The organism is Streptomyces sp. NPDC051963, from assembly GCF_044593495.1.
Taxonomy (GTDB): Bacteria; Actinomycetota; Actinomycetes; order Streptomycetales; family Streptomycetaceae; genus Streptomyces.
On the sequence record NZ_JBIUCC010000005.1, the window covers coordinates 289,086 to 313,119 of the forward strand.

Annotated in this window: 21 protein-coding genes; 10 read left to right on the forward strand and 11 right to left on the reverse strand. The window is 71.2% G+C overall.

Going from position 1 to position 24,034, the window contains the following annotated elements; all coding sequences use genetic code 11:
- Window positions 1-169: 169 nt before the first annotated feature.
- Entirely contained in the window at window positions 170-1,129 is a 960-nt protein-coding gene (locus ACIHFB_RS22045; protein WP_400127665.1) for a nucleoside hydrolase, read from the forward strand.
- Between the two features lie 11 nt (window positions 1,130-1,140).
- On the opposite strand, the gene ACIHFB_RS22050 is transcribed toward ACIHFB_RS22045, so the two are convergent.
- Window positions 1,141-2,055, reverse strand: a complete 915-nt coding sequence (locus ACIHFB_RS22050; RefSeq protein WP_365272042.1) for an LAETG motif-containing sortase-dependent surface protein — start codon at window positions 2,053-2,055, stop codon at window positions 1,141-1,143.
- A gap of 326 nt (window positions 2,056-2,381) precedes the next feature.
- Between ACIHFB_RS22050 and ACIHFB_RS22055 the strand changes: the two genes are divergently transcribed.
- Window positions 2,382-4,025, forward strand: a complete 1,644-nt coding sequence (locus ACIHFB_RS22055) for a glycoside hydrolase family 13 protein (protein ID WP_400127666.1) — start codon at window positions 2,382-2,384, stop codon at window positions 4,023-4,025.
- Between the two features lie 10 nt (window positions 4,026-4,035).
- On the opposite strand, the gene ACIHFB_RS22060 is transcribed toward ACIHFB_RS22055, so the two are convergent.
- The 7 genes from ACIHFB_RS22060 to ACIHFB_RS22090 form a co-directional block, all read right to left on the reverse strand.
- Window positions 4,036-4,734, reverse strand: coding sequence for a DUF4142 domain-containing protein (locus tag ACIHFB_RS22060; protein WP_365272047.1), 699 nt, complete (start codon window positions 4,732-4,734; stop codon window positions 4,036-4,038).
- Window positions 4,735-4,888: 154 nt separating this feature from the next.
- On the reverse strand, window positions 4,889-5,788 hold the full coding sequence (locus ACIHFB_RS22065) for a serine hydrolase (RefSeq protein WP_400127667.1): 900 nt from the start codon (window positions 5,786-5,788) through the stop codon (window positions 4,889-4,891).
- Between the two features lie 362 nt (window positions 5,789-6,150).
- The gene (locus ACIHFB_RS22070) at window positions 6,151-6,516 is read right to left on the reverse strand and encodes a DUF6479 family protein (protein WP_400127668.1); all 366 of its coding nucleotides are present in this window, start codon (window positions 6,514-6,516) and stop codon (window positions 6,151-6,153) included.
- 76 nt (window positions 6,517-6,592) lie between these two features.
- Window positions 6,593-9,139, reverse strand: coding sequence for an immunoglobulin I-set domain protein (locus ACIHFB_RS22075; RefSeq protein ID WP_400127669.1), 2,547 nt, complete (start codon window positions 9,137-9,139; stop codon window positions 6,593-6,595).
- Window positions 9,140-9,222: 83 nt separating this feature from the next.
- Entirely contained in the window at window positions 9,223-9,747 is a 525-nt protein-coding gene (locus ACIHFB_RS22080; protein WP_365272055.1) for a hypothetical protein, read from the reverse strand.
- An 82-nt stretch (window positions 9,748-9,829) separates the two neighbouring features.
- A complete protein-coding gene (locus ACIHFB_RS22085) occupies window positions 9,830-10,792 on the reverse strand; it encodes an HtaA domain-containing protein (RefSeq protein ID WP_400127670.1) in 963 nt (320 codons plus the stop codon).
- Between the two features lie 27 nt (window positions 10,793-10,819).
- Window positions 10,820-11,584, reverse strand: coding sequence for a hypothetical protein (locus ACIHFB_RS22090; protein ID WP_365272060.1), 765 nt, complete (start codon window positions 11,582-11,584; stop codon window positions 10,820-10,822).
- 101 nt (window positions 11,585-11,685) lie between these two features.
- Between ACIHFB_RS22090 and ACIHFB_RS22095 the strand changes: the two genes are divergently transcribed.
- From ACIHFB_RS22095 to ACIHFB_RS22105, 3 genes are all read left to right on the forward strand, one after another.
- On the forward strand, window positions 11,686-12,732 hold the full coding sequence (locus ACIHFB_RS22095; protein WP_365272063.1) for an ABC transporter substrate-binding protein: 1,047 nt from the start codon (window positions 11,686-11,688) through the stop codon (window positions 12,730-12,732).
- Window positions 12,733-12,846: 114 nt separating this feature from the next.
- Entirely contained in the window at window positions 12,847-13,236 is a 390-nt protein-coding gene (locus ACIHFB_RS22100) for a luciferase family protein (protein ID WP_365272066.1), read from the forward strand.
- Between the two features lie 87 nt (window positions 13,237-13,323).
- Window positions 13,324-14,175, forward strand: coding sequence for a hypothetical protein (locus ACIHFB_RS22105; RefSeq protein WP_400127671.1), 852 nt, complete (start codon window positions 13,324-13,326; stop codon window positions 14,173-14,175).
- A gap of 27 nt (window positions 14,176-14,202) precedes the next feature.
- Here ACIHFB_RS22105 and ACIHFB_RS22110 read toward each other — a convergent pair whose 3' ends face one another.
- On the reverse strand, window positions 14,203-14,958 hold the full coding sequence (locus ACIHFB_RS22110) for a hypothetical protein (protein WP_400127672.1): 756 nt from the start codon (window positions 14,956-14,958) through the stop codon (window positions 14,203-14,205).
- Window positions 14,959-15,159: 201 nt separating this feature from the next.
- Window positions 15,160-16,128 carry an alpha/beta hydrolase gene (locus ACIHFB_RS22115; RefSeq protein ID WP_365272072.1) on the reverse strand — a complete coding sequence of 323 codons (969 nt, stop codon included), beginning with the start codon at window positions 16,126-16,128 and terminating at the stop codon, window positions 15,160-15,162.
- A 167-nt stretch (window positions 16,129-16,295) separates the two neighbouring features.
- Between ACIHFB_RS22115 and ACIHFB_RS22120 the strand changes: the two genes are divergently transcribed.
- The 5 genes from ACIHFB_RS22120 to ACIHFB_RS22140 all read left to right on the forward strand — a co-directional run bounded on the left by ACIHFB_RS22120 (window position 16,296) and on the right by ACIHFB_RS22140 (window position 23,131).
- Complete coding sequence (locus tag ACIHFB_RS22120) at window positions 16,296-16,751, forward strand: MarR family transcriptional regulator (RefSeq protein WP_365272075.1); 456 nt, start codon at window positions 16,296-16,298, stop codon at window positions 16,749-16,751.
- 205 nt (window positions 16,752-16,956) lie between these two features.
- Complete coding sequence (locus tag ACIHFB_RS22125) at window positions 16,957-18,606, forward strand: lysyl oxidase family protein (RefSeq protein WP_400127673.1); 1,650 nt, start codon at window positions 16,957-16,959, stop codon at window positions 18,604-18,606.
- A 219-nt stretch (window positions 18,607-18,825) separates the two neighbouring features.
- Window positions 18,826-21,042, forward strand: coding sequence for an MMPL family transporter (locus ACIHFB_RS22130; RefSeq protein WP_400127874.1), 2,217 nt, complete (start codon window positions 18,826-18,828; stop codon window positions 21,040-21,042).
- Window positions 21,043-21,167: 125 nt separating this feature from the next.
- Window positions 21,168-22,478, forward strand: a complete 1,311-nt coding sequence (locus tag ACIHFB_RS22135) for a histidine kinase (RefSeq protein WP_365272081.1) — start codon at window positions 21,168-21,170, stop codon at window positions 22,476-22,478.
- On the forward strand, window positions 22,475-23,131 hold the full coding sequence (locus ACIHFB_RS22140; RefSeq protein ID WP_365272084.1) for a response regulator transcription factor: 657 nt from the start codon (window positions 22,475-22,477) through the stop codon (window positions 23,129-23,131). Before ACIHFB_RS22135 ends, ACIHFB_RS22140 begins: the two co-directional genes overlap by 4 nt.
- 9 nt (window positions 23,132-23,140) lie before the next feature.
- On the opposite strand, the gene ACIHFB_RS22145 is transcribed toward ACIHFB_RS22140, so the two are convergent.
- On the reverse strand, window positions 23,141-23,989 hold the full coding sequence (locus ACIHFB_RS22145) for an NAD(P)H-binding protein (protein ID WP_400127674.1): 849 nt from the start codon (window positions 23,987-23,989) through the stop codon (window positions 23,141-23,143).
- Between the last annotated feature and the right edge of the window lie 45 nt (window positions 23,990-24,034).

Below are 24,034 nucleotides of genomic sequence, written 5' to 3' on the forward strand. Positions count from 1 at the left end.
TAACGGCACCACCGGCTGCGGGGGGCCACCAGCGTGCCGGTCCGTACGGGTGAGAGGAGCGGGCGGACCAGGGTACGGAACGGGGCGCCGAGCCGTGTGCGGCTGCGTAAGGTCATTTTCGACAGTGTTCGACAGTGACTTACGCGGAAGCGGAAAGAGGAGCGCCGACGTGACCGGTCAGCCCATACCCGTGATCATCGACTGCGACACCGGTGTCGACGACGCCCTGGCCCTGCTGTTCGCCGTACGCCACCCGGGAATCGATCTACGGGCGATCACCTGTGTGGCCGGGAACACCGATGTCGAAGGGGTCGTACGCAACACGCTCACCGTGCTGGAGCAGGCGGGCGCACCCGAGATTCCCGTGGCGCGCGGCGCCGAGCGGCCCTTGATCGAGGCCGTGCGGACGGCCCGGCATGTGCACGGGGAGGACGGGATGGCCGACCTCGGGCTGCCCGCGCCGAGCCGCACGGCGGTCGACATGGACGCGGTGACGCTGCTGCGGCGGGAGATCCTCGCCTCGCCGCGGCCGGTGACCCTCGTGCCCACGGCGCCCCTCACGAACATCGCGCTGCTGCTGCGGACCCATCCGGAGGTGGTCGGCAACATCGAGCGGATCGTGTTCATGGGCGGCGCGGTGGCGACGGGGAACGCCACGCCGGTCGCGGAGTTCAACGTGTGGCACGACCCGGAGGCGGCGGCGATCCTGCTCACGGCCGGGGTGCCGATCACGATGTACGGCCTGGACGTGTTCAAGCGGGTCCTCGTCCCGGCGGCCGACGTGCAGCGGCTGCGGAAGAGTTCGGAGCCGAGCCTTCGGATGGCCGGTGAGCTGCTCGCCCACCGGGATCCGGACGCGTCCGGCGATCCCACCCCGACGGGGGGTCTGGGCGACGCCGGGGCCGTCTGTGCGGTCGTCGATCCGGCGGGTATCCGTACCGAGTTGCTGCCTGTCGAGGTCGGCCTTGCCCCGGGGCCGGGACGGGGGCAGACGATCGTCGATCGGCGCCCGCGTCCCGGTGAGTCGGAGATTCACGAGGGTGCGCGCGAACAGGCCCTGGTGGATGTGGCGTTGGACGTCGATGTCGAGAGGTACGTGAAGCTGTACCTCTCGACGGTCGAGCGTTAGTTCCGCTCCCCCTAGTTCGAAGTACGGCGGCGGCGTGTCATCACCACGATGCCCGCGCCGCCCGCCAGCAGCACGGTCGCGCCGATCGCGATCGGCATGGTGGCGCTGCTGCCGCCGGTCTCGGCGAGGTCGTCACCGCCGCCGTTCGGGGTGGCGGCCGGGGCGGTGGTCGACTCGGAGGCGGTCGGGGTGGACGGGGTCTCGGACGGCGGCTCCGTCTCCTCCGCCGGAGGCGTCGTCTCCTCCGCCGGCGGGGTGGACTCGGCGGGCGGGGTGGACTCGGCCGGGGGCTCCTCCGGGAGGTCCGTGCAGTCCTTCGTGCCGCCGTTCCAGGCCGCGATCAGCTTGTCCTTGATGACCGGGCGGTCCGGGCCCTTGGGCAGGTCGCCGTGCTCGAAGCCGTCGCCGATGTCCGGGTCCTCGCCGTCGTACTTGACCGCGCCCCGGTAGAGGTCGATCTGCGCGAAGCAGCCCGCGTCCGGCACCGCGATGTCGAGGGTGTCGGTCTGACCCGGCTTGACGGTCACGGTGTCGAAGTCGATGAAGATCTGCTCGCCGGAGGTGGCGAAGGTGTCGCCGTGGGCGAGGTAGGAGGCGAGCGAGGCGGTGCAGGTGGTGGCGTCGCCGGCGGTGCGGACGGAGACGTGCACCTTGCCGTCGTCGGTGGGCTTCAGGTTCTGGTCGTCGACCTTCACCGACTCGAAGAAGTTCGTGCCGTCGAGCGAGAACTGGCAGCGGTCGGTCTCGGTCTCCGTACCCGCGCCGGTGCCGGGCTGGTAGGCGCCGCCGGACTTCCAGCCGTCGCCGCCGGGCGTGCCGTGGGCCCAGGCTCCGGAGGCGGTGGCGACGGTGGCGGCGCAGAGAGCGAGCGACGCGGCGCCCGTGGTCAGCAGGCGGCGAGCGGTGAGACGTCTCGCTATGGACATGCGGATCCCCATCTTGGCGTGAGCAGAACCCGGGCACAGAGCGTGGAGGGCAGCACGATGCCGCCGGCCGTACCGGGGCGGAATGGTCGAGGAAAACACTGGGCCCATCGGTCACATGCGCCACAGTGGGCTCCATGCTGGTCGTGCCGTCCAACCCTGTCAACCTGCGGAGATGCAAAGGAAGTTAAGGCGCCATCACATTTCCGCCACACAAGGAATGCATCCCTCCACGCCCGACGCAACCGTCCGGTGGTTCACTTTTCCGGCCATCTGGACAGGGTTTTGTGTGTCGCACCACCGCACCAACGCACCGCAGAGGAGCCCGCGTGCCCGATCTCTCGTCCCGCGATCCCAACTGGTGGCGTCAGGCCGTCGTCTACCAGGTCTATCCGCGCAGCTTCGCCGACGCAGACGGCGACGGGCTCGGCGACCTCAAGGGCATCACCCAGCGCCTGACCCACCTCGCCGCCCTGGGCGTCGACGCCCTGTGGCTGAGCCCCTTCTACCCCTCCGAACTCGCCGACGGCGGCTATGACGTCGCGGACTACCGTGATGTCGACCCCCGTCTCGGCACCCTCGACGACTTCGACGCCATGGTCGCCGAGGCCCACCGGCTGGGCCTGAAGGTGATGGTCGACATCGTCCCGAACCACACCTCGCACCAGCACGTCTGGTTCCAGGAGGCGCTGCACGGCGGGCCCGGCTCGGCGGCCCGCGAGCGGTACGTCTTCCGCGACGGCAAGGGCGCGAAGGGTGAACTGCCGCCCACCGACTGGCAGTCCGTGTTCGGCGGCAGCGCGTGGCGACGCGTCCCCGACGGCCAGTGGTACCTGCACCTCTTCACGCCCGAGCAGCCCGACCTCAACTGGGACCACGAGGAGGTCCGCGCCGACTTCCGCACCACCCTGCGCTTCTGGTCCGACCGAGGCGTCGACGGCTTCCGCGTGGACGTCGCGCACGCCCTCGCCAAGGACCTGAGCGAACCGTTGCGCGACCTCGGCGAGCCCGAACTCAGTGCCGAGGACGCGCTGCCGCACTTCGCCCCCGGCACCCACCCCTTCTACGACCGCGACGAGGTCCACGAGATCTACCGCGACTGGCGCAAGATCCTCGACGCCTATGTGCCGCCCCGGATGGCGGTCGCCGAGGCCTGGGTGCCGGGCGCCAGGCGAGCCCGGTACGCCCGCCCGGACGAACTCGGTCAGGCCTTCAACTTCGAGTATCTGCAAGCGGGGTGGGACGCGGACGAGCTGAAGAAGGTCATCGTCGACTCGCTCGCCACGGCCCGCGCGGCGGGTGCCTCGGCCACCTGGGTGCTGTCCAACCACGACGTCGTCCGCCATGCCTCCCGGCTGATGCTCCCGCCGGGCACCGACGCGGGCGCCTGGCTGCTGTCGGGCGGCACCTCCCCCACCGTCGACGAGACGGCCGGGCTGCGGCGCGCCCGTGCGGCCACGCTGCTCATGCTGGCGCTGCCCGGATCGTCGTACGTCTATCAGGGCGAGGAACTCGGTCTGCCCGAGGTCGCCGAGCTGCCCGTCGAGGTCCTCCAGGACCCGGTCTGGGAACAGACCGGCCACACCTCCAAGGGCCGCGACGGCTGCCGGGTGCCGCTGCCGTGGACGACGAGCGGTCCGTCGTACGGCTTCGGGGCGGGGGCCGCCTGGCTGCCGCAGCCGGCGCGCTTCGCGTCGTACGCCGTCGAGGCCCAGGACGGGGTCGAGGGCTCGACCCTGGAGCTGTACCGCAGGGCCCTCAGGCTGCGCCGCAAGCTGCTCGCCGGGGAGGAGCTGAGCTGGGCGGAGGACACCCCGCCCGGCGTCCTGGGCTTCGCCCGCGGCGACGGCTGGCGGTGTGTCGCCAACCTGTCCGGTACGGCGGTGCCGTTGCCGCCGGGAGAGGTGCTGCTGAGCAGCGCGCCGCTCGACGACGGGCGGATCGGTCCGGACACGACGGTCTGGCTGGCGTAGCCCGGACGCCTCACCCCGTCGTCGGCTCGGGCGAGCCGGTCGCCGGCGGGGTGAGGACCACCTGGGGCTGGCCCGGGGCCGGGGGCGGCGGGGTCATGTCGTCGGCGGGGAGCTTGGGCGGGGTGGTCTCCTGGAAGAGGACCTGGTCGAAGTTGACCAGGCCGGTCTTCTCCATGACCGTCATATGGTCCAGGACGGTGTCGTTGGCCTGGTCGGCGAGTTGGCGCACCAGCGAGTTCTTGGTGGTGGCGCGGATCTTCGCGATGGTGTTGAAGATCTGGCCGTGCGTCACCCGCAGGATGTTGGCCATGTCGGTGTCGAACTGCTTGCCGGTGTCCGACTGGAGCGTCGCGACGAAGCCCTGCTGCTGCGGGCTCGCCTGGTTGGGGATCGTGACGCCCAGCTCGGGCGCGATTCTGCGGACCGCGGCGTCGAGCCCGGCGTGTCCGGCGATCAGATGCTCCCCGGCGGTGACGACCGCCTTGGTCGTGCCCTTCTTCAGCGCCAGCTGCCCCACCGGGTACTCCCACAGCCCGGCCGCCCGCACCTTCACCACGAAGTCCCGGTCCGCCTCCGTCAGCGGGCCCGAAGCGGTCTGCGCGATGATCCGGTCCCCCGAACTGGAGACGGTCTGGAAGCCGAGCATCCCCGGGTAGGCGAGCGCGGCCAGGGTCAGACTCAGGGCTCCGCCGATGAATAGCGTCCCCATTGCGTTCCGTGACAATCGCACCGTTCCTCCTGGCGGCCAACGTCCGTACTTCCGTACGCGGTTGTGCGTACGGGAGTACGGGTGCGGGGACGGGCGGCGCCTTTTGACTTCGTATGGACTTCGCAAGGCTTCGTAAGGCTTCGTAAAGGGACGGTCAGGCTCCCCGTCGGCCGGGCGGCAGCGGTGGGATCACCTCGGCCGGTGTCGGCGGCGGGGTGTGGACGACCGCGGTGCGCGACGCGGGGTTGAGGTTGCGGTGGATGGCGCGGGCGACGGACTGGATGGTGTTCACGCCGTACGTCTTGGTCTCGTTGTCCTGCGTGAGCACGGTGATCGTGTAGGTGCGGCCGTGCCGCCGGAACACGCCGGTGCTGTGGACCCGCCAGCCGTGAGTGGCGCGCGGCAGCCAGCCGTTCTTGACGTGCACGGTGACGGTGGCGGGAGCGCCGGCCGGAGTGCCCCAGCGTTGCGCGCCGGTGACCTGGTTCATCAGCCTGAGGATGGCGGCGCGGGCGTCGGCGCCCAGGAGCGGGTTCTCCTTCGTGAACAGGGCCAGCAGGCGCTGCTGGTCGCGGACGGTGGTGCGGGTCAGGCCCCAGTAGCCCTTCGGGCCGGGGACCGTCTGCGTCATCCCGGCCTCGTGGAGGAACGACCGGACCTTGTTCACACCCACCCGGCCCCACAGCGTGCGCGTCGCGCTGTTGCTCGACTTCGTGATCATCGACGCGATCAGGGACTCCTCCCAGTCCGTCAGGTAGCGGTCCTTGCGTTCGGCGTCCCAGAGAAGGGTCGCCAGGAGCGTGACCTTGACGATGCTCGCGGAGTCGAAGCGCACGTGCCGGCGCAGCGTGCATGTCGTGTTCGTCCTGGGGTCGCGCAGTCCGATCGCGACGGTGCCGCCGCGGTCCGACAGCGCGGTGGTGATGTCCCTGCGCAGCTTCGCGGCGAGGCCCGCCTTGCCGGACGTACAGCTGACGGCCGGTGCGGCCCGGTCGGGAGCGGCGAGAGCGGTGACGGCGAGTGTCCCGGCGAGGGCCAGGGACATGAGGGCCATGTCGCCTCCAAAGGGGTTGGTGCCTCCCAGTGAAGGACCGCCTCCGGCCTCCCGCACGTCAACGTCGCCCGATCGGCCCGCCGAACAGCCGACAGCGGCGACCGCCGAAGCGCTCCGCGGTGTGCCGCGATTGGCCGTCGATCGGCTGCGGGCTCGTCGTGGCTGGTCGCGCCCACGCGGCGGAGCCGCATATCAGATACAGCCCCGCGCCCCTCCGGGGCGCTGCTGAACCGCAGCGAACTCGGCGCCGTCTGCTCACGTCACGGGCCCCTCCCGGGATGGGGATCGATGCCCGTACAGGCCGGCATCGCGGGAGGGACCCGTCGCGTGGTTTTCGCGGGCGGTCGGGCAGGCGCGGTCGGTCAGACGTGACCGATGCCGCCGCTTCCGAAGCCGCCGCTCGATCCTGGCAGCCAGCGCTTGCGGTTCTGGTCGTCTCCTCGCTTGCTGCCCGAGTGGTGGAGTTCGTGCGGCAGGAGCCGCTCCCGCTCCGTTTGGTGGATCTCGTCCGGCTCCCGCATCTCCCGGGTCTCACGGACCGGGCCCGTGTCGGGAAGGTGGGGCTGCTCTTCCGAGCGAGGCCGTGGCGGTTCCCTGTCCCTGACCCGCATGCCGAGCCACACGGCCCAGACCAGGGCACCGGCGATGAGCAGGCCTCCGGCGAAGGCGCCTATCACGTTCAGTACGTCACTCGCCGTGGCTGCTACCTCAAACGCTGCCGTACTCATGCTTCCGATTATCGCCGATATCGACCGAATGGGCAGTGCCGGGGGAGGACGGGATTCCGGGCCCCCGGCCTGTGGGCTAGCCGGTCCTGCGGCCGCGGCGGTAGGTCAGCCAGCCCGCGCCGAGGAGCGTGGCTGCGAGTGCGGCGATGGAGAGGACCGTGACGCCGGTGGAGGCGAGGCTGCCGCCGTCCGAGGTCGTGGGTGTGGAGCCGGAGCCGGAGGTGCCGGAGGAGCCCGTGCCGCCCGTGCCCGATGTGCCGCCTGTGGAGTCCGAGCCGCCCGTGCCGGTGCCGTCGTCCGTGTCCACCGGGGCCTGGCCGACGAAGCTGACCGGGACCTTCACGTCCTGGGTGCGGTCGCCGGAGAGGGTGTGGTCGGCGCGGGTGGCGAGGACGCACTTGGCCTCGAAGCAGTCGGTGTACTCGTCCTTCGCGTCGACGGTGAGCTCGACCTCGAAGGTGCCGCCGGTGCCGTAGGGGATCGCCAGGTCCTCGCCGTAGTCCGGCGGGTTGGAGGAGATCCAGGCGGAGGAGTGGGAGGTGCCGGACATGTCGACGCCGCCGATGCAGGGCGTGGGGAGTTCGCCGGCGCCGTTGTCGACGCAGAGGGCGACGTAGATGCCCTTGTCGGTGTCGTAGCCGGAGCCGGTGATCTTCAGGGTCTGGTCCTCGGTGGCGAGGTTGTTGACCGGGGTGACGGTGAGCTTCTGTCCTTCGGGGCCGGTGACCGTCTTGGTGCCGGAGGGGTCCTCGTCCGTGCCGCCGCCCCCACCGTCGCCGCCGTCCGACGGCTCCTTGACCGTGAGCGTGACCGGTGAAGTGCGGGTCGTACCCGCCGAGTTGGTGAACTCCGCCCGGTACCGGTAGCCGTCCTGCGACGCCTTCGCGGTGAAGGCGTACGCGTTCTGCGTCGCGCCCGAGATCGTGGTCCAGGTCTGGCCGCCGTCGGGGCTGACCTGCCAGCGCACGGTCGGCTCCGGGGTGCCCTCGGCCGCCGCCACGAGGGTGACGACGTCGCCCGGGGCGGCCGTCTGGTCCGTGGGGGACTGCACGACCTTCGGGGAGACGCGCACGTCGAACTTGAGCACCTTGCTCTCCGCCTGGCCCGTGACATAGACGGAGGTCGCGCCGGGCGCGACGGCCACCGCGGCGCCGGTGCCCGCCAGGCTGCCCGGGAGGGCGATCGGCGCGGCGGCCTGCCGGAAGGCGGTGCTGTCGTACGTCTCCAGGGACCCGGTGCTGTCCGAGCCCTCCGCCGCGGTGTCCTCACGGAGGACGAAGGCGCGGTGGGTGGCCTTGTCGAAGCCCGCCGCCTTCGCCCGGTCCTTGCCCTTCAGCGTGGTCAGCAGCCGCGCGTCCTTGTCGTAGACCAGGACGTCGTCTCCCACGCCGACCCAGACGTTCCCCGTGTCCGGGTCCGGCTCGATGAACGTGAGGAAGCCCTCGGGGAGTTGGGCCGTGGCGGTCACGGTGAAGGAGCCGGTGTCGACGCGGCTCAGCTTCCCGGAGTCGTAGCCGGACCAGGCGGCCGCGTGTGCGGTGTCGACGCCGAGCTTGCTGCCGCCGTCGAGGGTGAGCTTCCGCGGAACGGCGCCGGTGGCGTACTCGACCTCGGAGAGGGTGGCGCCCTGCTGGACCAGGACCGTGGATGCCTTCGTTCCGGGGCCGGTGGCGGTGACCGGGTCGCCGGTCAGCCAGACGCCCTTCGCGACCGTGTCGCCGTCCTTGGCCTGGCCCAGGCCGCGCAGCGGGTAGTGGAAGACGACCCCGTCACCGGCGAGCGGGACGGTGATCTCCTTGGCCACGCGGGGCGCCGGGGTGCCGGTGGATCCGGGCGCCTGCGCGATATGGCTGAGCAGCTTGCCGTCGGAGGCGTCCAGCGCGTACAGGCCCTGCTCGGCGACGTCCGCGGTGTCCGGGATGTTCTCCGAACCGACGTACAGCTTCCCGGAGTCGGGGTGCAGGAGGAGGTCCACCGGGCGTCCGGCGGTGGTGAACTCGGCCGTCTTCACATAACTGACCGTGCCCGCAGGCACGTCCACGCCGTCGCCGCCGCCACCGCCGGGGTCCTGGCCCTCGAAGGCGACCGGGACCCGGACGTCCTGGGAGCGGTCGCCGCTGCCCCGGTGGTCGACGCGGGTGATGACCGAGCAGCTGACCTGGGTGCAGTCCAGCCCGCCGTCCTTGGCCTTGACGGCGATCTCCACGTCGAAGGTGCCGCCCGCGCCCCAGGTCACGGCGAGGTCGCCCGCGTACTCGTCGCCCTCGGGCACGATCCACTTCGACGACTCGCCACCGCCGGTCATGTCGGCGCCGCCGAGACACGGGGTGGGGATGCGGTTGTCGCCGTTGTCCTTGCACAGGGCGACGTAGATGGCCTTGGCCGCGTCGTAGCCCTCGCCGGTGACCCGGAGCGTCTCGCCGTCGGGGTCGAGGTTCGCGGAGGCGGAGACCGTGAGCTTCTGGCCGCTCTTGCCGAGGCCCGTTCTCGGGGTGTCGGAGGCCTGCGCCGCCGAGCCTGCGCCCACCGTGACGGAGGCGGCCACGAGCGCCACGGCGCCGAGCAGCGCCGCCGCCGGACGTCTGCGCCGCGGACGCGGCCGGTCAACTGCCGTGTAGATCATGGGAGTTCCTCATCGGTGGGTCGGCTCGGCGGGGGTGGTGCGGGCCGGAATGACGGAGGCCCGGCCCGCACCACGTGCGGGGGTTACTGGAAGGCGATCGGGACGTGGACGTCGTACTTGCGGTCGTTCGTGTCGAAGTGGTCGGCACGGGTGACCACCGCGCAGGTCACGTCCTCGCCGCAGACGCTGCCGTCGTCGAGGGTCGCCTTGACGAAGATGCTCACGCTGAAGGTGCCGCCGGCGGAGAACTTGGAGCTGTTGGCGAACATGCCGCCGAAGGTGTTGTTCACCCAGTGCGAGGCGCCGGTCGCGCCGGACTCGTCCTGGCCGCCGAGGCACGGGGTCGGCTTGTTGACGCCCGCCGCGCCGTCGACCACGCACAGGCCGACGTAGATGCCCTGGCCGGTGTTGTAGCCGGCACCGGAGACGGTGATGACCTGGCCCGCCGCGGCGGCCGTGTCCGGCGACGTGAGCGACAGGTTGTACGTGGTCGTGCCGTCGACGACCGTGCGGGTCGAGGTGGCGGCGGAGGCCGAGGTGGCCAGGGAGAGGGTGAGCGCGCCGGCGGCGGCCAGGGCGAGTGCGATACGGGCGGAGTTACGTCTCATGGGGTGGCTGGCACCTTTCTGGGTGAGCTGAGCAAAGCTCAACTTAGGTTAGGCATACCTAACTTCTAACCCAGTGGTTTTGTCAACGGGAGGCAAAGTCCGGTTCCGCGACCGTGAACTGCGCGGATGCGCCCGGCTGTTCACCGGTCGGCGAGTACAACTCGACCGTGTGCGCGCCCGCTTCGGAGGTGGCGTACACGGGGAACGCTCGCTCCACGCGGCCCTTGTCGTCGGCGACCGCCTGATAGCGGGTGTCGCCGTCGATCGCGACGAGCACCACCGCGCCCGGCTCGAACCCGGTTCCGGTGACGGTCTGTTCGCCGCCCGCGGTCAGGTCCGGATGCGTGACGGTCGCGTTCGGTTTCGCCGAAGTCGCCGTCGACGGCCGGGATTCGGGCTGCCCGGCCCCCGGCTCGGCAGTCGGTGATTCGGCGGTCGGCGTCGGCTCAGGTGTCTCGACAGGCGTACCGCTCCCCGTCCCCACCGTCACATCCAGCACGCCCAGCCCGTCCCCCGCCGCGAACTCGGCGCCGCTCCACGCCGACAGCAGCTCCGCGCCCTCGTCGGTCAGGGTCGCGCGCAGGCCGGTCCAGGTCACCCCGCCCGACCGTACGGCGACGGCGGCACCGTCCGTCTCCAGCGCGGCCAACGCGAGGTCACGGGCCCGGCCGTCGACGGCCGTACGGGTGCGCAGGGTTCCGTCGTCGCCGTCCAGGCTCAGCCGAAGGGTGCCCAGGACGAGGGGCTGCCCGGTCGAGCCGTCGAGGCGGAGCGTGCCGCCCAGGTCGATGTCCGCGGCGCCGGTCGCGGGGTCGGTGCCGCCGCCCGTGGCCGGGAAGGACGTCCGGTTCGCCGAGCCCTGTACGGCGGGCCGGGCAGCCGTCAGCGTCACACCGTCCAGCTCCGCCGAGCCCGTGGTCCAGGTCGCGTAACCGCCGGACACCGCACGCGGGAACGTCTCGTCCGCACTTGCCGAGCCCGCCGGGGCGATCAGCGCGAGCAGGGCGCCGCCGGCCAGGACCGCGGCGCCGGGTCTCTTCACCATCTTCAGTTCTCCTTGCGGTAGTTGAGGTCAGCTCGCCCGCCGGCGCCGCCGTGCCACGTACCAGGTCCCCGTGCCCGCCACGACCAGCCCGGCCGCGGTGATCCCGAGCGGCAGGGCGAGCGAACCGGTGCTGGCGAGCGGACCGTCGGAGGCCTCGTCGCCACCGGTGCCGCCCCCGCCCGTGGTGCTCGCGCCGGCCGTCGCACTCGGCGTCGTCCCGGAAGCCCCCTCCGCTTCCGGGGCGCCGCCGCTCCCGGCGAAGGTCACCGGAATCCGCACGGTCTGCGACTGGTCCCCGCCGCGTGTGTGGTCGTTGCGGGTGATGACCGAGCACGTCACGCCGGACTTGGTGCAGTCGGTGTTGGCGTCCTTGGCGCGCACCTTGAGCTGCACGCTGAACGAGCCGTTGTGTCCGCTGCCCTGGTACGGCTTGGCCAGGCCCTCGCCGTACGAAGGGGGGTTGGAGGAGATCCACGCGGACGCCCCGGACTCGCCGGACATGTCGACGCCGCCGACGCAGGGCGTGGGCGTCTTCCCGGCTCCGTTGTCCACGCAGAAGGCGACGTAGATGCCCTTCTCCGTGTTGTAGCCGGTGCCGGAGACGGTGACCGTCTCGCCGGCCGCGGCGAGGCCGGAGGCCTTGGAGACGGTGAGTTTCTGGCTCTCGGGGCCGGTCGCCGAGTTGCCCGCCGCGGACGCCGGTGCGGCGGCCGTGAGCACCAGGGCGATCGAGGCGGCCGCCCCGGAAAATCCGACAACTCTCCTGCCATGCAGGCCACTTGAGGAAATCAAGTCACACCCCCACCTCGGGTTATTAAGGTAAACCTAACCTAAGCTAATGCTCAACCGTGTGTGAGATACGAAACGTGATACGAGACGTGAAAGGACCGGCGATGCAGAAGTCCGGTAGAACCCCGCGCCTGCGGGCCCTCGCCCCGCTCGCCCTGGCGGTCGCCCTGCTCAGCAGTGCCTGCGCGGGCAACTCCGCCGACACGGGCGGCGCTTCGGACGCGTCCCCGGTCTCCGCGAGCGGACGCGCCGCCGCGGCCGAGAAGCAACTCGCCGAGAACACGCTCGTACCGCTCGAAGGCGAGGCGCCCACGCCCCGGTTGCCGGTGACCGTCGACTCCTCCGACGGCCGCGAGGTCACCGTGAAGGACGCCTCGCGGATCCTGCCCCTCAACGGCGGTGTGGCGGAGATCGTGTTCACGCTGGGCCTGGGGGACAGGGTCGTGGGCCGTGACATCACCGCCACCTTCGAGGAGGCGAAGAAGCTCCCCCAGGTCACCAAGGCGCACGACGTGAGCGCGGAGAGCGTGCTGTCCCTGAAGCCGACCGTGGTCCTGGCCGACACCGACACGGGCCCGTCCGAGGCCGTCGACCAGATCCGGGACGCGGGTGTCCCCGTGGTCGTTCTCGACCCGGCGACGAAACTGGCCGACGTCACCACCCGCACCACCCGGATCGCCGAGGCCCTCGGTGTCCCCGATGCGGGCAAGGCCCTCAACGACCGGATGAGCGACGAACTCGCCGCCGCCCGCGCCGCCGTCCCCGAGGGCAGCAAGCCCAAGGTCGCCTTCCTCTACATGCGCGGCAGCGCGGCCGTCTACCTCATGGGCGGCGAGGGCTCCGGCGCCGACTCGCTGATCGAGGCGGCCGGCGCGGTCGACGCCGGCGTCGAGACCGGCCTCGACAAGCCCTTCACCCCGCTCACCAGTGAGGCCCTGGTCTCGGCCCGCCCGGACGTGATCCTGATGATGGACAAGGGGCTGGAATCGGTCGGCGGCGTCGAGGGCCTCGTCGGCATCCCGGGAATCGGCCAGACCCCGGCGGGCGCCGACCGGCGGATCGTGACGCTGGAGGACGGCGTCCTGCTGAGCTTCGGCCCGCGCACGCCGCTGGTCATCGACATCCTCGTGGACCGGATTCACCGTGCCTGAGAGGGAGTGTGAGGTCGGACATGAGCCGGCAAAACGGGCCGAACGTGAGCGACGCAACGGTTACGGATCGAACAACCCCTGGTAGCGATGGGGCGATCGGGTGACGATGGAGATATGACACTGGCCCGGCGCGCTCTGGAGCGACTGGAAGCCTGGCCCGATCTCACGGTGGTTCCGGCCAGTTGTGGGACGGGCCGGGCTCTGCGCACCTCACGCAACGAGATCGTGCACTTCCATTCCGACCACGAGGTCGACCTGCACCTCACCAACGCGGCCATTCAGCGCTTCTCGGGTGACCTCGAGAGGTCCACGGCGATCCGGCTCGTGCCCGGCTCCCGATGGGTGACCATCCACCTCGACTGCGACACCGACGTCGACCTGCTGGCCAGCCTGGTCAGTGTGGCCCTCCAGGCCCACGACAAACCGGCCCCAGCGGGCGCGGTGCCGCTTCAGCGCTGCAACTTCCACCACGTCACCGTGCTGCCGAGGGAAAAGGCGCCATGACGCGCAGGGCCTGAGCGGGCGGCAACTCCCGTGGCGACGGCGGCGACTTGAGAGCGAAGTCCCCCGTCCCCACACGAGGAGTTCGCCATGCAGAGATTCGTCCTACGGCTGCTGACCGTGCTCGCGGTACTGACCGCTCTCGTACCGGTGGGCGGCCGGGCGACCTCACAGGCCGAGGCCGCCGAGGAGTGGAATCCGCCGGCCCATCTGGTGCAGCCGCTGAACGAGGTGTGGAACCACGTCGAGTCGACCTACCCCGACCTCCACGGCTTCCGCAACTACGGCTGGGACCAGGTCATGGCCGACAAGGGGAGCGTCAACTACTGCGTGCGGTGGGAGTCCGACGCCCCCGTGAGCGCCGCACTCCGCGACCGGATCCATGCCGGGCTGAAGCAGCAGTTCGCCAAGTGGACGGCCGCCATGGTCGAGGGCGGCCAGGGCCACAACGCCTGGCCGTACACCGATGTGCCGGTCAACATCGTCGGCTGGGCCGTGAAGGACCGCGCCACGCTCCAGTGGAGCGACAACTCCGTCGACATCTACGCCGGGCTCCTCGACGGCGGCGGCGCGCCGCAGTGCGCCCCCGACTGCGGGCGCTTCTTCCACCAGGACGGCAACTACTCCAAGTGCCCCGGCGGTGCGGCACGCCACTACGACCAGTCCCTGTGGCTGACCAAGGGCATGCAGGGCGGAGCCGGCGGTGACTGGGGGCAGCGGGTCGGGCAGGAGTACTTCACCGGCGCCCTCGGGCAGGAGAACATCCACATCTACCTGCACGAGGTCGGTCACACCTTCGGCCTCGACGACTTCTACGACTGGACGCCGACCGGCCAGTGCTGCTTCCTGATGAACGCGGGCAGCGCCACCAGGATCACCGAGTTCGACCTGTGGATGCTGCGCGACTTCTGGCGGCACCTGAAGAGCCGGTACGGCTACTGACCTCGCCTGGTCCTCGCGGTCAGCACGTCAGCCGAGGCAGATCACGAGCAGGCACAGCTGTGACGGCGGCGTCGTCGTGGGCGCGGTGGAGGGTGTCGTCTGCGACGGCGTCGGGGTGGGAGCGGCCGTCGCGGAGTCGGACGGCGTGCTCGACGGCGTCGGCGTCGTCACCGGCGTGTCCGGGACGCTGGGGAGCAGGGGCAGGCTCTGCCGCTGCTGCTGCGGGGTCTTCGTGGTGACCTTGTGCGACTGCGTGGCCGGCGTGGTGCTGGCGGACCGCTGCCCGGGGATCCGGGGAGAGGCCGCGTCGGAGACCGGGGTCTCGGGACCCGCCGAGGTCGGACGTACGTCCTCCTTCGGCGTCTCTTCCTCCACGCCCGTGGTCTGCTCGCCCGAGCCGCCCATGCTCGTGTCGTGCGGCGCGGTGCTCGCCTGTGCCCGGTCGGTGGTGCCGCGGTTCATCGTGGCGAAGCTCAGGCCGCCGCCGACCAGCGCGATGGCGGTCGCGACCATGGCGCGCCGCTGGTGCTTCCGCAGCCGGGCGAGCTGCCGGCGCCGCGCGGCCCGGCCGCCGTGCGCTGCGGGTGCCGCGACCGGGGAGTGGCGGGGGCCCTGGATGTCCTTGCCGTCGTCCGCTCCGGACCCGGCGTCGGCCTCGTCGTGGCGTCGGTCGTCGAACCAGGTCGCCATCGCCACCGGGGCTATGTCCGGGGCGTAGGCGCCGCACCCGGGACAGACCAGGGCGCCGTTGAGATGCCGGCGACACGTGGAGCAGTAGTCCATCTGTGATCTTCCTGGGGTTGACAGCACCGAATGGCCAGCAACCTAACGATCCTTTTGAAAGCCTGTGTGCAGCCCGTGTGGTGCTCTTGCGCAGATTCCCCGCCCCGCTGGTCACAGGCACCCCGCGAGGGCAGCTGGGTGCCTGTGTTGCAGAGGCGGCCACGAGAACGGCAGCCGCCACGTCAGCGGTCCGGGCCGGCCTCAGCTCGTGCCGAGGGCCCTGCGCAGGATGGTGATCGCCTGGGTGATCGCGCCCTCGGCGGCGTTCGTTCCGCGCAGGGCGTTGAGCATCACGAAGTCGTGGATGATCCCCTGGTAGCGGACGGCGGTGACGGGGACGCCCGCCTCGCGGAGCTTGTTCGCGTAGGCCTCGCCCTCGTCGCGCAGGACGTCCGCCTCGCCGGTGACGACCAGGGCGGGCGGGAGTCCGGTGAGCTGCTCGGTGGTGGCGCGCAGCGGGGACGCGGTGATCTGCGCGCGCTCGGCCTCGTCGGTCGTGTACTGGTCCCAGAACCACTGCATGCCGTCCCGGCGCAGGAAGTAGCCGGTGGCGAACTGGTGGTAGGAGGCGGTGTCGAAGCTCGCGTCCGTCACCGGGTAGAAGAGCACCTGCGCGACGAGCGGGACGTCGCCGCGCTCCTTCGCCATCAGGGTCAGCGCGGCGCTCATGTTCCCGCCGACCGAGTCACCGGCGACCGCGATCCGGGTCGCGTCCAGGTTCTTGGCGGCGCCCTCGCGCACGACCCACTGGGCGACCGCGTAGTTCTGCTCGATGGCGACCGGGTAGCGGGCCTCGGGTGAGAGGTCGTACTCCGGGAAGACCACGGCGGCCTTGGCGCCGACGGCCAGTTCTCGGACCAGCCGGTCGTGGGTGTGGGCGTTGCCGAAGACCCAGCCGGCGCCGTGGATGTAGACGATCACCGGGAGGGTGCCGTGGGCGCCGGCGGGCTTGACGATGCGTGCCCGGACGCTGCCGGTGGGGCCGCCGGAGACGGTGATCCACTCCTCGTCGACCTCCGGCTTCTCGATCTCGCCCGACTGAACCTCGTCGACGGTCTTGCGGCCCTCGGCGGGGTCGAGGTCGAAGAGGTACGGCGGGTTCGCGGTGGCCTCGGCGAAGTCCGCGGCGGCGGGCTCCAGGACGGGGCGGGGGGCGGTGGCGTCGGTCATGGCGATCTCCCTTGGTTCGGGTGCCGTCGGGAGTGGCGGCGTGCTTTGAAGGTACTGCGCGATTAAGTCGCGCGCAACTTATTTGGGCTCGACTTATTTGGCTTCGATTGAATCGGGGGGACTTGAAAAGGTAGGATGAGGGCAGGTCGGACCTGGAGGAGGGTGACGTGAGCACTGCGGAACCGGACGCGCAGCAGGGTTCGCTGCTCCTCGACGACCAGCTCTGTTTTGCACTTTATGCGGCATCCAGGGCGGTCACCACTCGCTACCGCCCCCTCCTGGACGCGCTCGGCCTGACCTACCCGCAGTACCTGGTGATGCTGGTGCTGTGGGAGCAGGACTCGATCTCCGTACGGGACTTGGGGGCCGCCCTCCAGCTGGAGTCCAGCACCCTCTCCCCGCTTCTGAAGCGCCTGGAGTCGAACGGCCTGCTCCGCCGGGAACGCCGCCGCGAGGACGAGCGCTCCGTCGCCATCCGCCTCACCCCGGCGGGCGCCGAGCTCCGCGAACGGGCCGCGACCGTCCCCCTGGCCATCGGCGACGCGATGGGGCTGACCCCGGAACAGCACGCGCAGGCCAAGCAGTTGCTGAGGCTGCTGACGGCGAACGTGGCGGAAGGCTGACGGTAGGGCCCGTGCGCAGGGCGGGATGACTCCCGCCGCATGCCGTGTGTGGAAACCCGGCCGCCCCAACAGGCAACCCACACACGGTATTTACCTCTCTCACAGAGTGCTCACAGGATCGGTCGGTCCGGGGGGACCCAAGGCAGGCCGGCGTGGGCTGTCCAGTCCGATGCCATTGACCGTGGCACTCGCAGACGAGGAACCGATGACCAGTCAGCAACATCGCACGCGCGTGAAACGCTCCGCGCTCGCCGTCTCCGCCGCGCTAGCCGTCGTCGCCGGGGTCGCGGCCACCGCTCCCGGCGCCGACGCGGCGCCGAGCACGCCCGGCAAGCCGAAGCTCAAGCTGATCGCCGCCTCGAACTCCGTGACGCTCGACCGCTGGGAAGGGGAACCCGGCGTCTACCTGGACCTGGGGACGTATGTCACCGTCGACGACGCGCCGCTGGAGTTCAAGGTCACGCGCAAGTCGTACAAGGACCCCGTCGTCGCCCAGCAGATCTTCCGCGACGGCACGAAGACCACGACCAAGAACCTGCCCGCCGGCCTGGTGAAGGACTTCTCCGGGCTGCCCGGCTTCCTGGAGGTGACCGTCAAGAACGCGGCCGGTCAGGAGGTGGCGAAGAGCAAGGGCGGCTTCTGCCCGAACAACGCCTCCGGCCGCCTCCGCCCCGACGCCCCGGCGACCTCGCACTATCCGGAAAGCTGCCCCACCAACCCGTTCACGCTGGGCTCGGTGTGGGGTACGGAGAAGGGCTGGGCGTCCAACTCCAGCACCGTCGACTACGACAAGCCGGTGGACCTGCCGGCCGGTGAGTACACGGCCAAGGTGCGGGTGGCGAAGAAGTACCGGGACCTGCTCGGCATCCCCGACGACCAGCCGACCATCAAGGTGACGGTGCGTCAGCAGAGCGACGGGGGCGGCGGCGAGGGTCTGACCGCCCGCTCCGGGCATCACGGCGCCGGTCACAGCATGCACCAGGACGGCCCCCGCGGCGCCGACGCGCCCACCCCGGGCGCCCTGTCGCACGCGCTCGAAGACCGGGGCCTGGCACACCACTTGGGCGACGGACGCGATCACACCGACGGCTCGCGCATCGCGCCCGCGCTGAAGCCGGCCGCCCAGCGGCCCACCGGCCGGGCGGGCGTCCCCGCGAACGTGCCCAAGCCGGACCTGCGTTCGCTGCCCGCGTGGGACATCGCCATCACCGACGGCGAGGACGGCGACGTACCCGGCAAGGACTACCTCGCCTTCAGCGCCAACGTCTGGAACGCGGGCCCCGCGCCCCTCGTCGTGGACGGCTTCCGCAGCCCCGGCAAGGACCTGATGGACGCGTACCAGTACTTCTACGACGCGGACGGCAAGCAGGTCGGGTACACCCCCACCGGCACCATGGAGTGGGACCCGCGGGTCGGCCACGAGCACTGGCACTTCACCGACTTCGCCAGCTACCGGCTGCTGAGCGAGGACCAGACCAAGGAGGTGCGCAGCGGCAAGGAGGCGTTCTGCCTGGCCAACACCGACGCCGTCGACTACACGGTCAAGAACGCCAACTGGCACCCGTACAACACCGATCTGTCGACCGCCTGCGGTCAGCAGAACTCCATCTCCGTCCGTGAGGTCCTCGACGTCGGCTCCGGCGACACCTACACCCAGTACCGCCCCGGCCAGTCCTTCGATGTCACGGGACTGCCGAACGGCACGTACTACATCCAGGTCATCGCCAACCCGGAGAAGCGGCTCCAGGAGACCAACACCAACAACAACGTCGCCCTGCGCAAGGTCGTCCTGGGCGGTGAGCCCGGCGCCCGCACGGTGACCGTGCCGCCGCACGACCTGATCAACGCGCCGTAGCGGCAGCCGACCGCGCGGCGGCCGTCGCCACAGGTGGCGGCCGTCGCGCCCGGGCGTGGGCCATGGGTGGTCCGACGGGCAGTACCTCTGGCGAATGACGGTCGTATGGCACCGCGGTACCAGTGCCTGCGCCGTATTCACCTCTCGAGGCCCAATGGGTCGGGGCGAGGCGTTCCTAGCGTGGTGACACGTTCCTCGTTCCCCATCCGGGAGTTCTCCGTGGCCACGTTCCTCTACCGGCTGGGCCGGTTCTCGTTCCGACGACGACGGCTCGTCCTCATGCTGTGGATAGCCGTGCTGGCCGTCGTCGGCATCGGCGCCGCCGGTGCGTCGAGCAATACGTCGGACTCCTTCGCCATCCCCGGCACCCAGTCCCAGAAGGCCCTGGACCTGCTGGAGAAGGAGTTCCCGCAGGCGTCCGCCGACGGGGCCACGGCCCGAGTGGTCTTCGAGGCGCCGGACGGACAGAAGCTGACGTCCACCGCGCACAAGACCGAGGTCGAGTCGCTCGTCGCCGACCTCGGCAAGGCCGACCAGGTGGCGAGCGTCGCCGACCCGTACACCAGCGGCACCGTCAGCAAGGACGGCACGATCGCCTACGCGTCGGTGACGTACAAGGTCGCTGAGGCCGACATGTCCGACGCCGCCCGCGCCGACCTGGAGGACGTCGCCCAGCAGGGCGAGCGGGCGGGCCTCGCGGTCAGCATGGGCGGAAACGCCGTCTCCGAAGAGCCCCACCAGAGCGCCACCGAGCTGATCGGCATCGTGATCGCCGCCGTCGTCATGGTGATCACCTTCGGCTCGCTGGTCGCGGCCGGGCTGCCGCTGCTGACCGCGCTGTTCGGGGTCGGCACGGCGATCGCCGGTATCACCGTCGCGAGCGCCGCCATCGACCTCAGCTCCAACACGAGCACGCTCGCGCTGATGCTGGGTCTCGCGGTGGCCATCGACTACGCCCTGTTCATCGTCTCCCGCTACCGGGGTGAGCTGAAGGAGGGCCGGGCGCCGGAGGAAGCCGTCGGGCGGGCGCTCGGTACGGCGGGTTCGGCGGTGGTGTTCGCGGGGCTGACCGTGGTCATCGCGCTGGCCGGGCTCAGCGTCATCGGCATCAAGGTGCTCTCCGACATCGGTATCGGCGCCGCCTTCGCGGTGGTCGTCGCCGTGGTCATCGCCCTCACCCTGCTGCCCGCGATGCTCGGCTTCGCCGGTCCGCGCGTCTCGGCCGGGAAGCTCAAGACGCGCCGGATGCGGGCGATCGAGAGCGGCGGGCGCGAGCCGATGGGTGTGCGCTGGTCGAAGTTCGTGCTGCGCAACCCGGTCAAGGTCCTCGGTGTCTCGGTCGCCGGTCTGCTCCTGCTCGCCATCCCGGCCCTGTCGCTCCAGCTCGGCATGCCCGGCGACGAGTCGGCCACCCCCGGCAGCACCCAGCGCACCGCCTACGACACCGTCACCGACGGCTTCGGCGCCGGCTACAACGGCCCCCTGACCGTCGTGGTCGACGCCCGCGACAGCGACGACCCCAAGGCCGCCGCCAATGACGCGGTCACCCTGCTCGAAGGCCTGCCCGACGTCGCCTCGGTGAGCCCCGCGACGTTCAACCAGACCGGCGACGTCGCCCTGATCCGCGCCGTCCCGGGCTCCTCGCCGACCAGCGAGAAGACGGTCGACCTGGTCTCCGAGATCCGCGACCGGGGCCCGACCCTCCAGGACGACACCGGCGCCGAGCTGATGGTCACCGGCACCACCGCCCTCAACATTGACATCTCCGGCAAGCTCAACGACGCCCTCATCCCCTACCTGTGCGTGGTCGTCGGCCTGGCGCTGGTCCTGCTGATGCTGGTGTTCCGCTCGATCCTCGTCCCGATCAAGGCCGCCGCCGGCTTCCTGCTCAGCGTCCTCGCCACCCTCGGCGTCGTTGTCGCCGTCTTCCAGTGGGGCTGGCTCGCGGACCTCTTCGGCGTCGCGCAGACCGGCCCGATCGTGAGCGTTCTGCCGATCTTCCTGATCGGCGTGGTGTTCGGCCTCGCGATGGACTACCAGGTCTTCCTGGTGACCCGGATGCGCGAGGAGTACGTCCACGGGGCCGAGCCGAAGGAAGCGGTCGTCGCCGGTTTCCGGCACGGGGCCCGGGTGGTCACGGCCGCCGCCGTCATCATGATCTCCGTGTTCGCCGGGTTCATCTTCAGCGACACCGCGATGATCAAGTCGATCGGCCTGGGTCTCGCCGCCGCCGTCCTCTTCGACGCCTTCGTGGTCCGGATGACCATCGTCCCGGCGGTCATGGCCCTGCTGGGCCGCCGCGCCTGGTCGCTGCCGGGGTGGCTCGACCGTCTGCTGCCCAATGTGGACGTGGAGGGCGAGAAGCTGCGGCACGTGCTGGACGACGCCCCTGAGGGCGCGTCCGAACCGGAGCCCGTGCCCAGCGGAAGGGGCTGAGCGGTCGGCCGTACGATCCGAAGCAGGGCGTACGGCCCGAAGCCGGCCGTGACCACCCGCCCCGCCCGTCGGTCCCACTCCCCCGGGGACCGGCGGGCGGCCCCTGTACCGAGAGGGCGTACGACGTGACCGCATCGACCGCCGCCGGGCCACCGGCTTCCTCCGTCACGCCCGAGACCCTGCTGGGCGGGGACGAGCGGCGCGCGGACGTCGTGGTCATGCGCTGGCTCCAGCGGGTGGCGCAGGCCGACCAGAATCGTCCGTGGATCAGGCGCTGGGCGGTGCCGTTGATCTGTGCGTCGTTCGGTATTCCGGCCCTGCACGACGCGCGGAACGGCAGCGGGGACAGCGTGGGGACGCTGCTGGTGCTGATGGCAGCCTTCTGCATTCCGCTGCTGTGGCGACAGCAGCGGCCGATCCTGGTGTTCGCCCTCACCTCCGCCGTCTCCGCGGTGTCGCTCGCCCTGGACACCGCCACCGGGTCCGAGGCCGCACGCGTGGCGGCGCTGCTCAATGTGGGCCGCAGCAGCCGGCCCGTTCAGCTGGCGGTCTGCATGGGTGTCGCCGTCGCCCAGACGACCGTGTCCACCGTCCTGCGCGACGACGGCCAGGACATCGGCCTCCAGACCCCGGTGGTGGCGATCATCCAGTCGGCCCTGGTGGCGGCGGTCGCCGCGGCGGGCCTGGTCGGCCGGGTGGTGAACGCCTACGTCCGGGCCCTGCACGAGCGCGCCCACCGTCTGGAGGTGGAGCGCGACCAGCGGGCCAGGCTCGCCGCCGCCGCAGAACGCGCCCGTGTCGCCCGCGAGATGCACGACATCCTCGGCCACACCCTCGCCGTCATCGTCGGCCTCGCCAACGGCGCCGCCGGACTGACCGAGGCGAAGCCCAAACGGGGCGCCGAAACGCTGCGCATAATCGCCGACAGCGGCCGCGGCGCCCTGGCCGAACTGCGCCGCCTCCTCGCCGTCATCGGCGACGACGAGAAGACCACCGCCGAGGGCACCCCGCTCGCCCCCCAGCCCGGCTTCAACGACCTCACCGCCCTGCTGGAGCGCGTGCGCGCCGCGGGCCCCGCCGTCACCCTGAGTACCGAGGGCCACCGCACCGACCTGCCGCCCAGCCTCCAGCTCGCCGTCTACCGCGTCGTCCAGGAGGCCCTGACCAACACCCTCAAGCACGCGGCGGCCGACACGACCGTCCAGGTCACGCTCACCGCCGACGACACCGCCGTGGACCTGACCGTCCAGGACACCGGGCCCTCACTGCACGCGCGCGTGAGCGACGAGGGCCGCGGCCTGGTCGGTATGCGCGAGCGGGCCGCGCTCTACGGCGGAAGCGTCACCGCGGGCCCCAACGACCTCGGCGGCTGGACCGTCCACGCCCGCTTTCTGATCGCGACCACCTCGGCACCCACGGAGAAGCGTCCCGGATGACCACCGTCCTCATCGTCGACGACCAGGCCCTTCAGCGCCTCGGCTTCAGCATGCTTCTGGAGCAGCACCCCGATCTGACCGTGGTCGGCGAGGCCACCCACGGCGCCGAGGCGGTGCGCATGGCCGCCGAACTCCGCCCCGACGTCGTGCTGATGGACGTCCGCATGCCCGGCATGGACGGCATCGAGGCCACCCGCCGCATCGTCGAGTCCGGCGGCCGCTCGCGGGTCCTCATCCTGACCACCTTCGACCTCGACGAGTACGCGTACTCGGCGCTGCGCGCCGGCGCCAGCGGCTTCCTGCTCAAGGACGCCCTGCCCGACGAACTGATCGCCGGCATCCGGGCGGTGGCCGTCGGGGACGCCGTCATCGCGCCCGGTCTGACCCGCAAGCTCATCGACGCATTCACCGACCGGATGCCGGGCCAGACCCCCGACCAGGAGCGCCGCCTCGTCGCCCTCACCGAACGCGAACGCGAGGTCCTCACCGCGATGGCCACCGGCTGGAGCAACACCGAGATCGCCGAACGCTTCTCGCTCGCCGAGTCCACGGTGAAGTCCCATGTGAGCCGGGTGCTGGCGAAGATCGGCGCACGGGACCGGGTGCAGGCGGTGATCTTCGCCTATGACACGGGGCTGGTGAGGCCCGCATGAGTCCGCCGGTCAGCGGAAGGCGGCGACATGACGCCGGGCCCAGTCGCCGTATGCGCCAGGCGCCCGCCCGAGGACGAGTTCGGTGTCCGGGCTGACGCGGAGCTCCCCCGCGTTCGGCTCACCGACGATGTCGAGGGTCGTGTCGACCACGGGCTCGGGCATGAACCGCAGCATCCGGGCGCGGGCCTCGTCACGCGACTGCTCGACGAACCGCACGGGTTCGCCGAGCGCGGCCCCGATCGCCTCGGCCTGCTGCCGGGGCGTGACGAGGGCCGGTCCGGTCAACTCGTATATCCGCCCGGCATGTCGGCCCTCCGCCCGCAGTGTCACCGCCGCGACCTCCGCGATGTCGTCCGGGTCGACGACGGGCAGCCCGACGTCACCGAACGGCGCGGCGACGGTCCGCGTCGTGCGCACCGACTCGGCCCAGGCGTAGGTGTTGGAGGCGAAGCCGCCGGGCCGCAGGACGGTCCACTCCAGCCCGGACTGCCGTACGGCGTCCTCGATGTGCCGGGCCACCTCCCCGTGCGAGGCGGAGTCCGGCCGGGTCGCCACCCCCTGGGACGACAGCAGCACGATCCGCCGTACGCCGCCCGCCTTCGCGACATCCACGAGATGCGCGGGGTCGAGCCGATGCGCACTCGGACCCCCGTTCTGGAGGAACAGCGCGTCGGCGCCGTCGAGAACGGGCCGCAGGCTCTCCGCGTCGACGAGATCGGCCGCCTTCCGCACCACCTGCTCCGGCAGCTCCGCGTCCGCGACGGAGCGCGACGTCGCGGTCACCTGCTCACCGGCGCCCACCAGGAACCGTACGAGCGACCGCCCCACACTGCCGGTCGCCCCCGTCACTACGATCATCGTCAACTCCCCTTGTGATCTGCGCGTTTGCGCCAGATTCCGTGC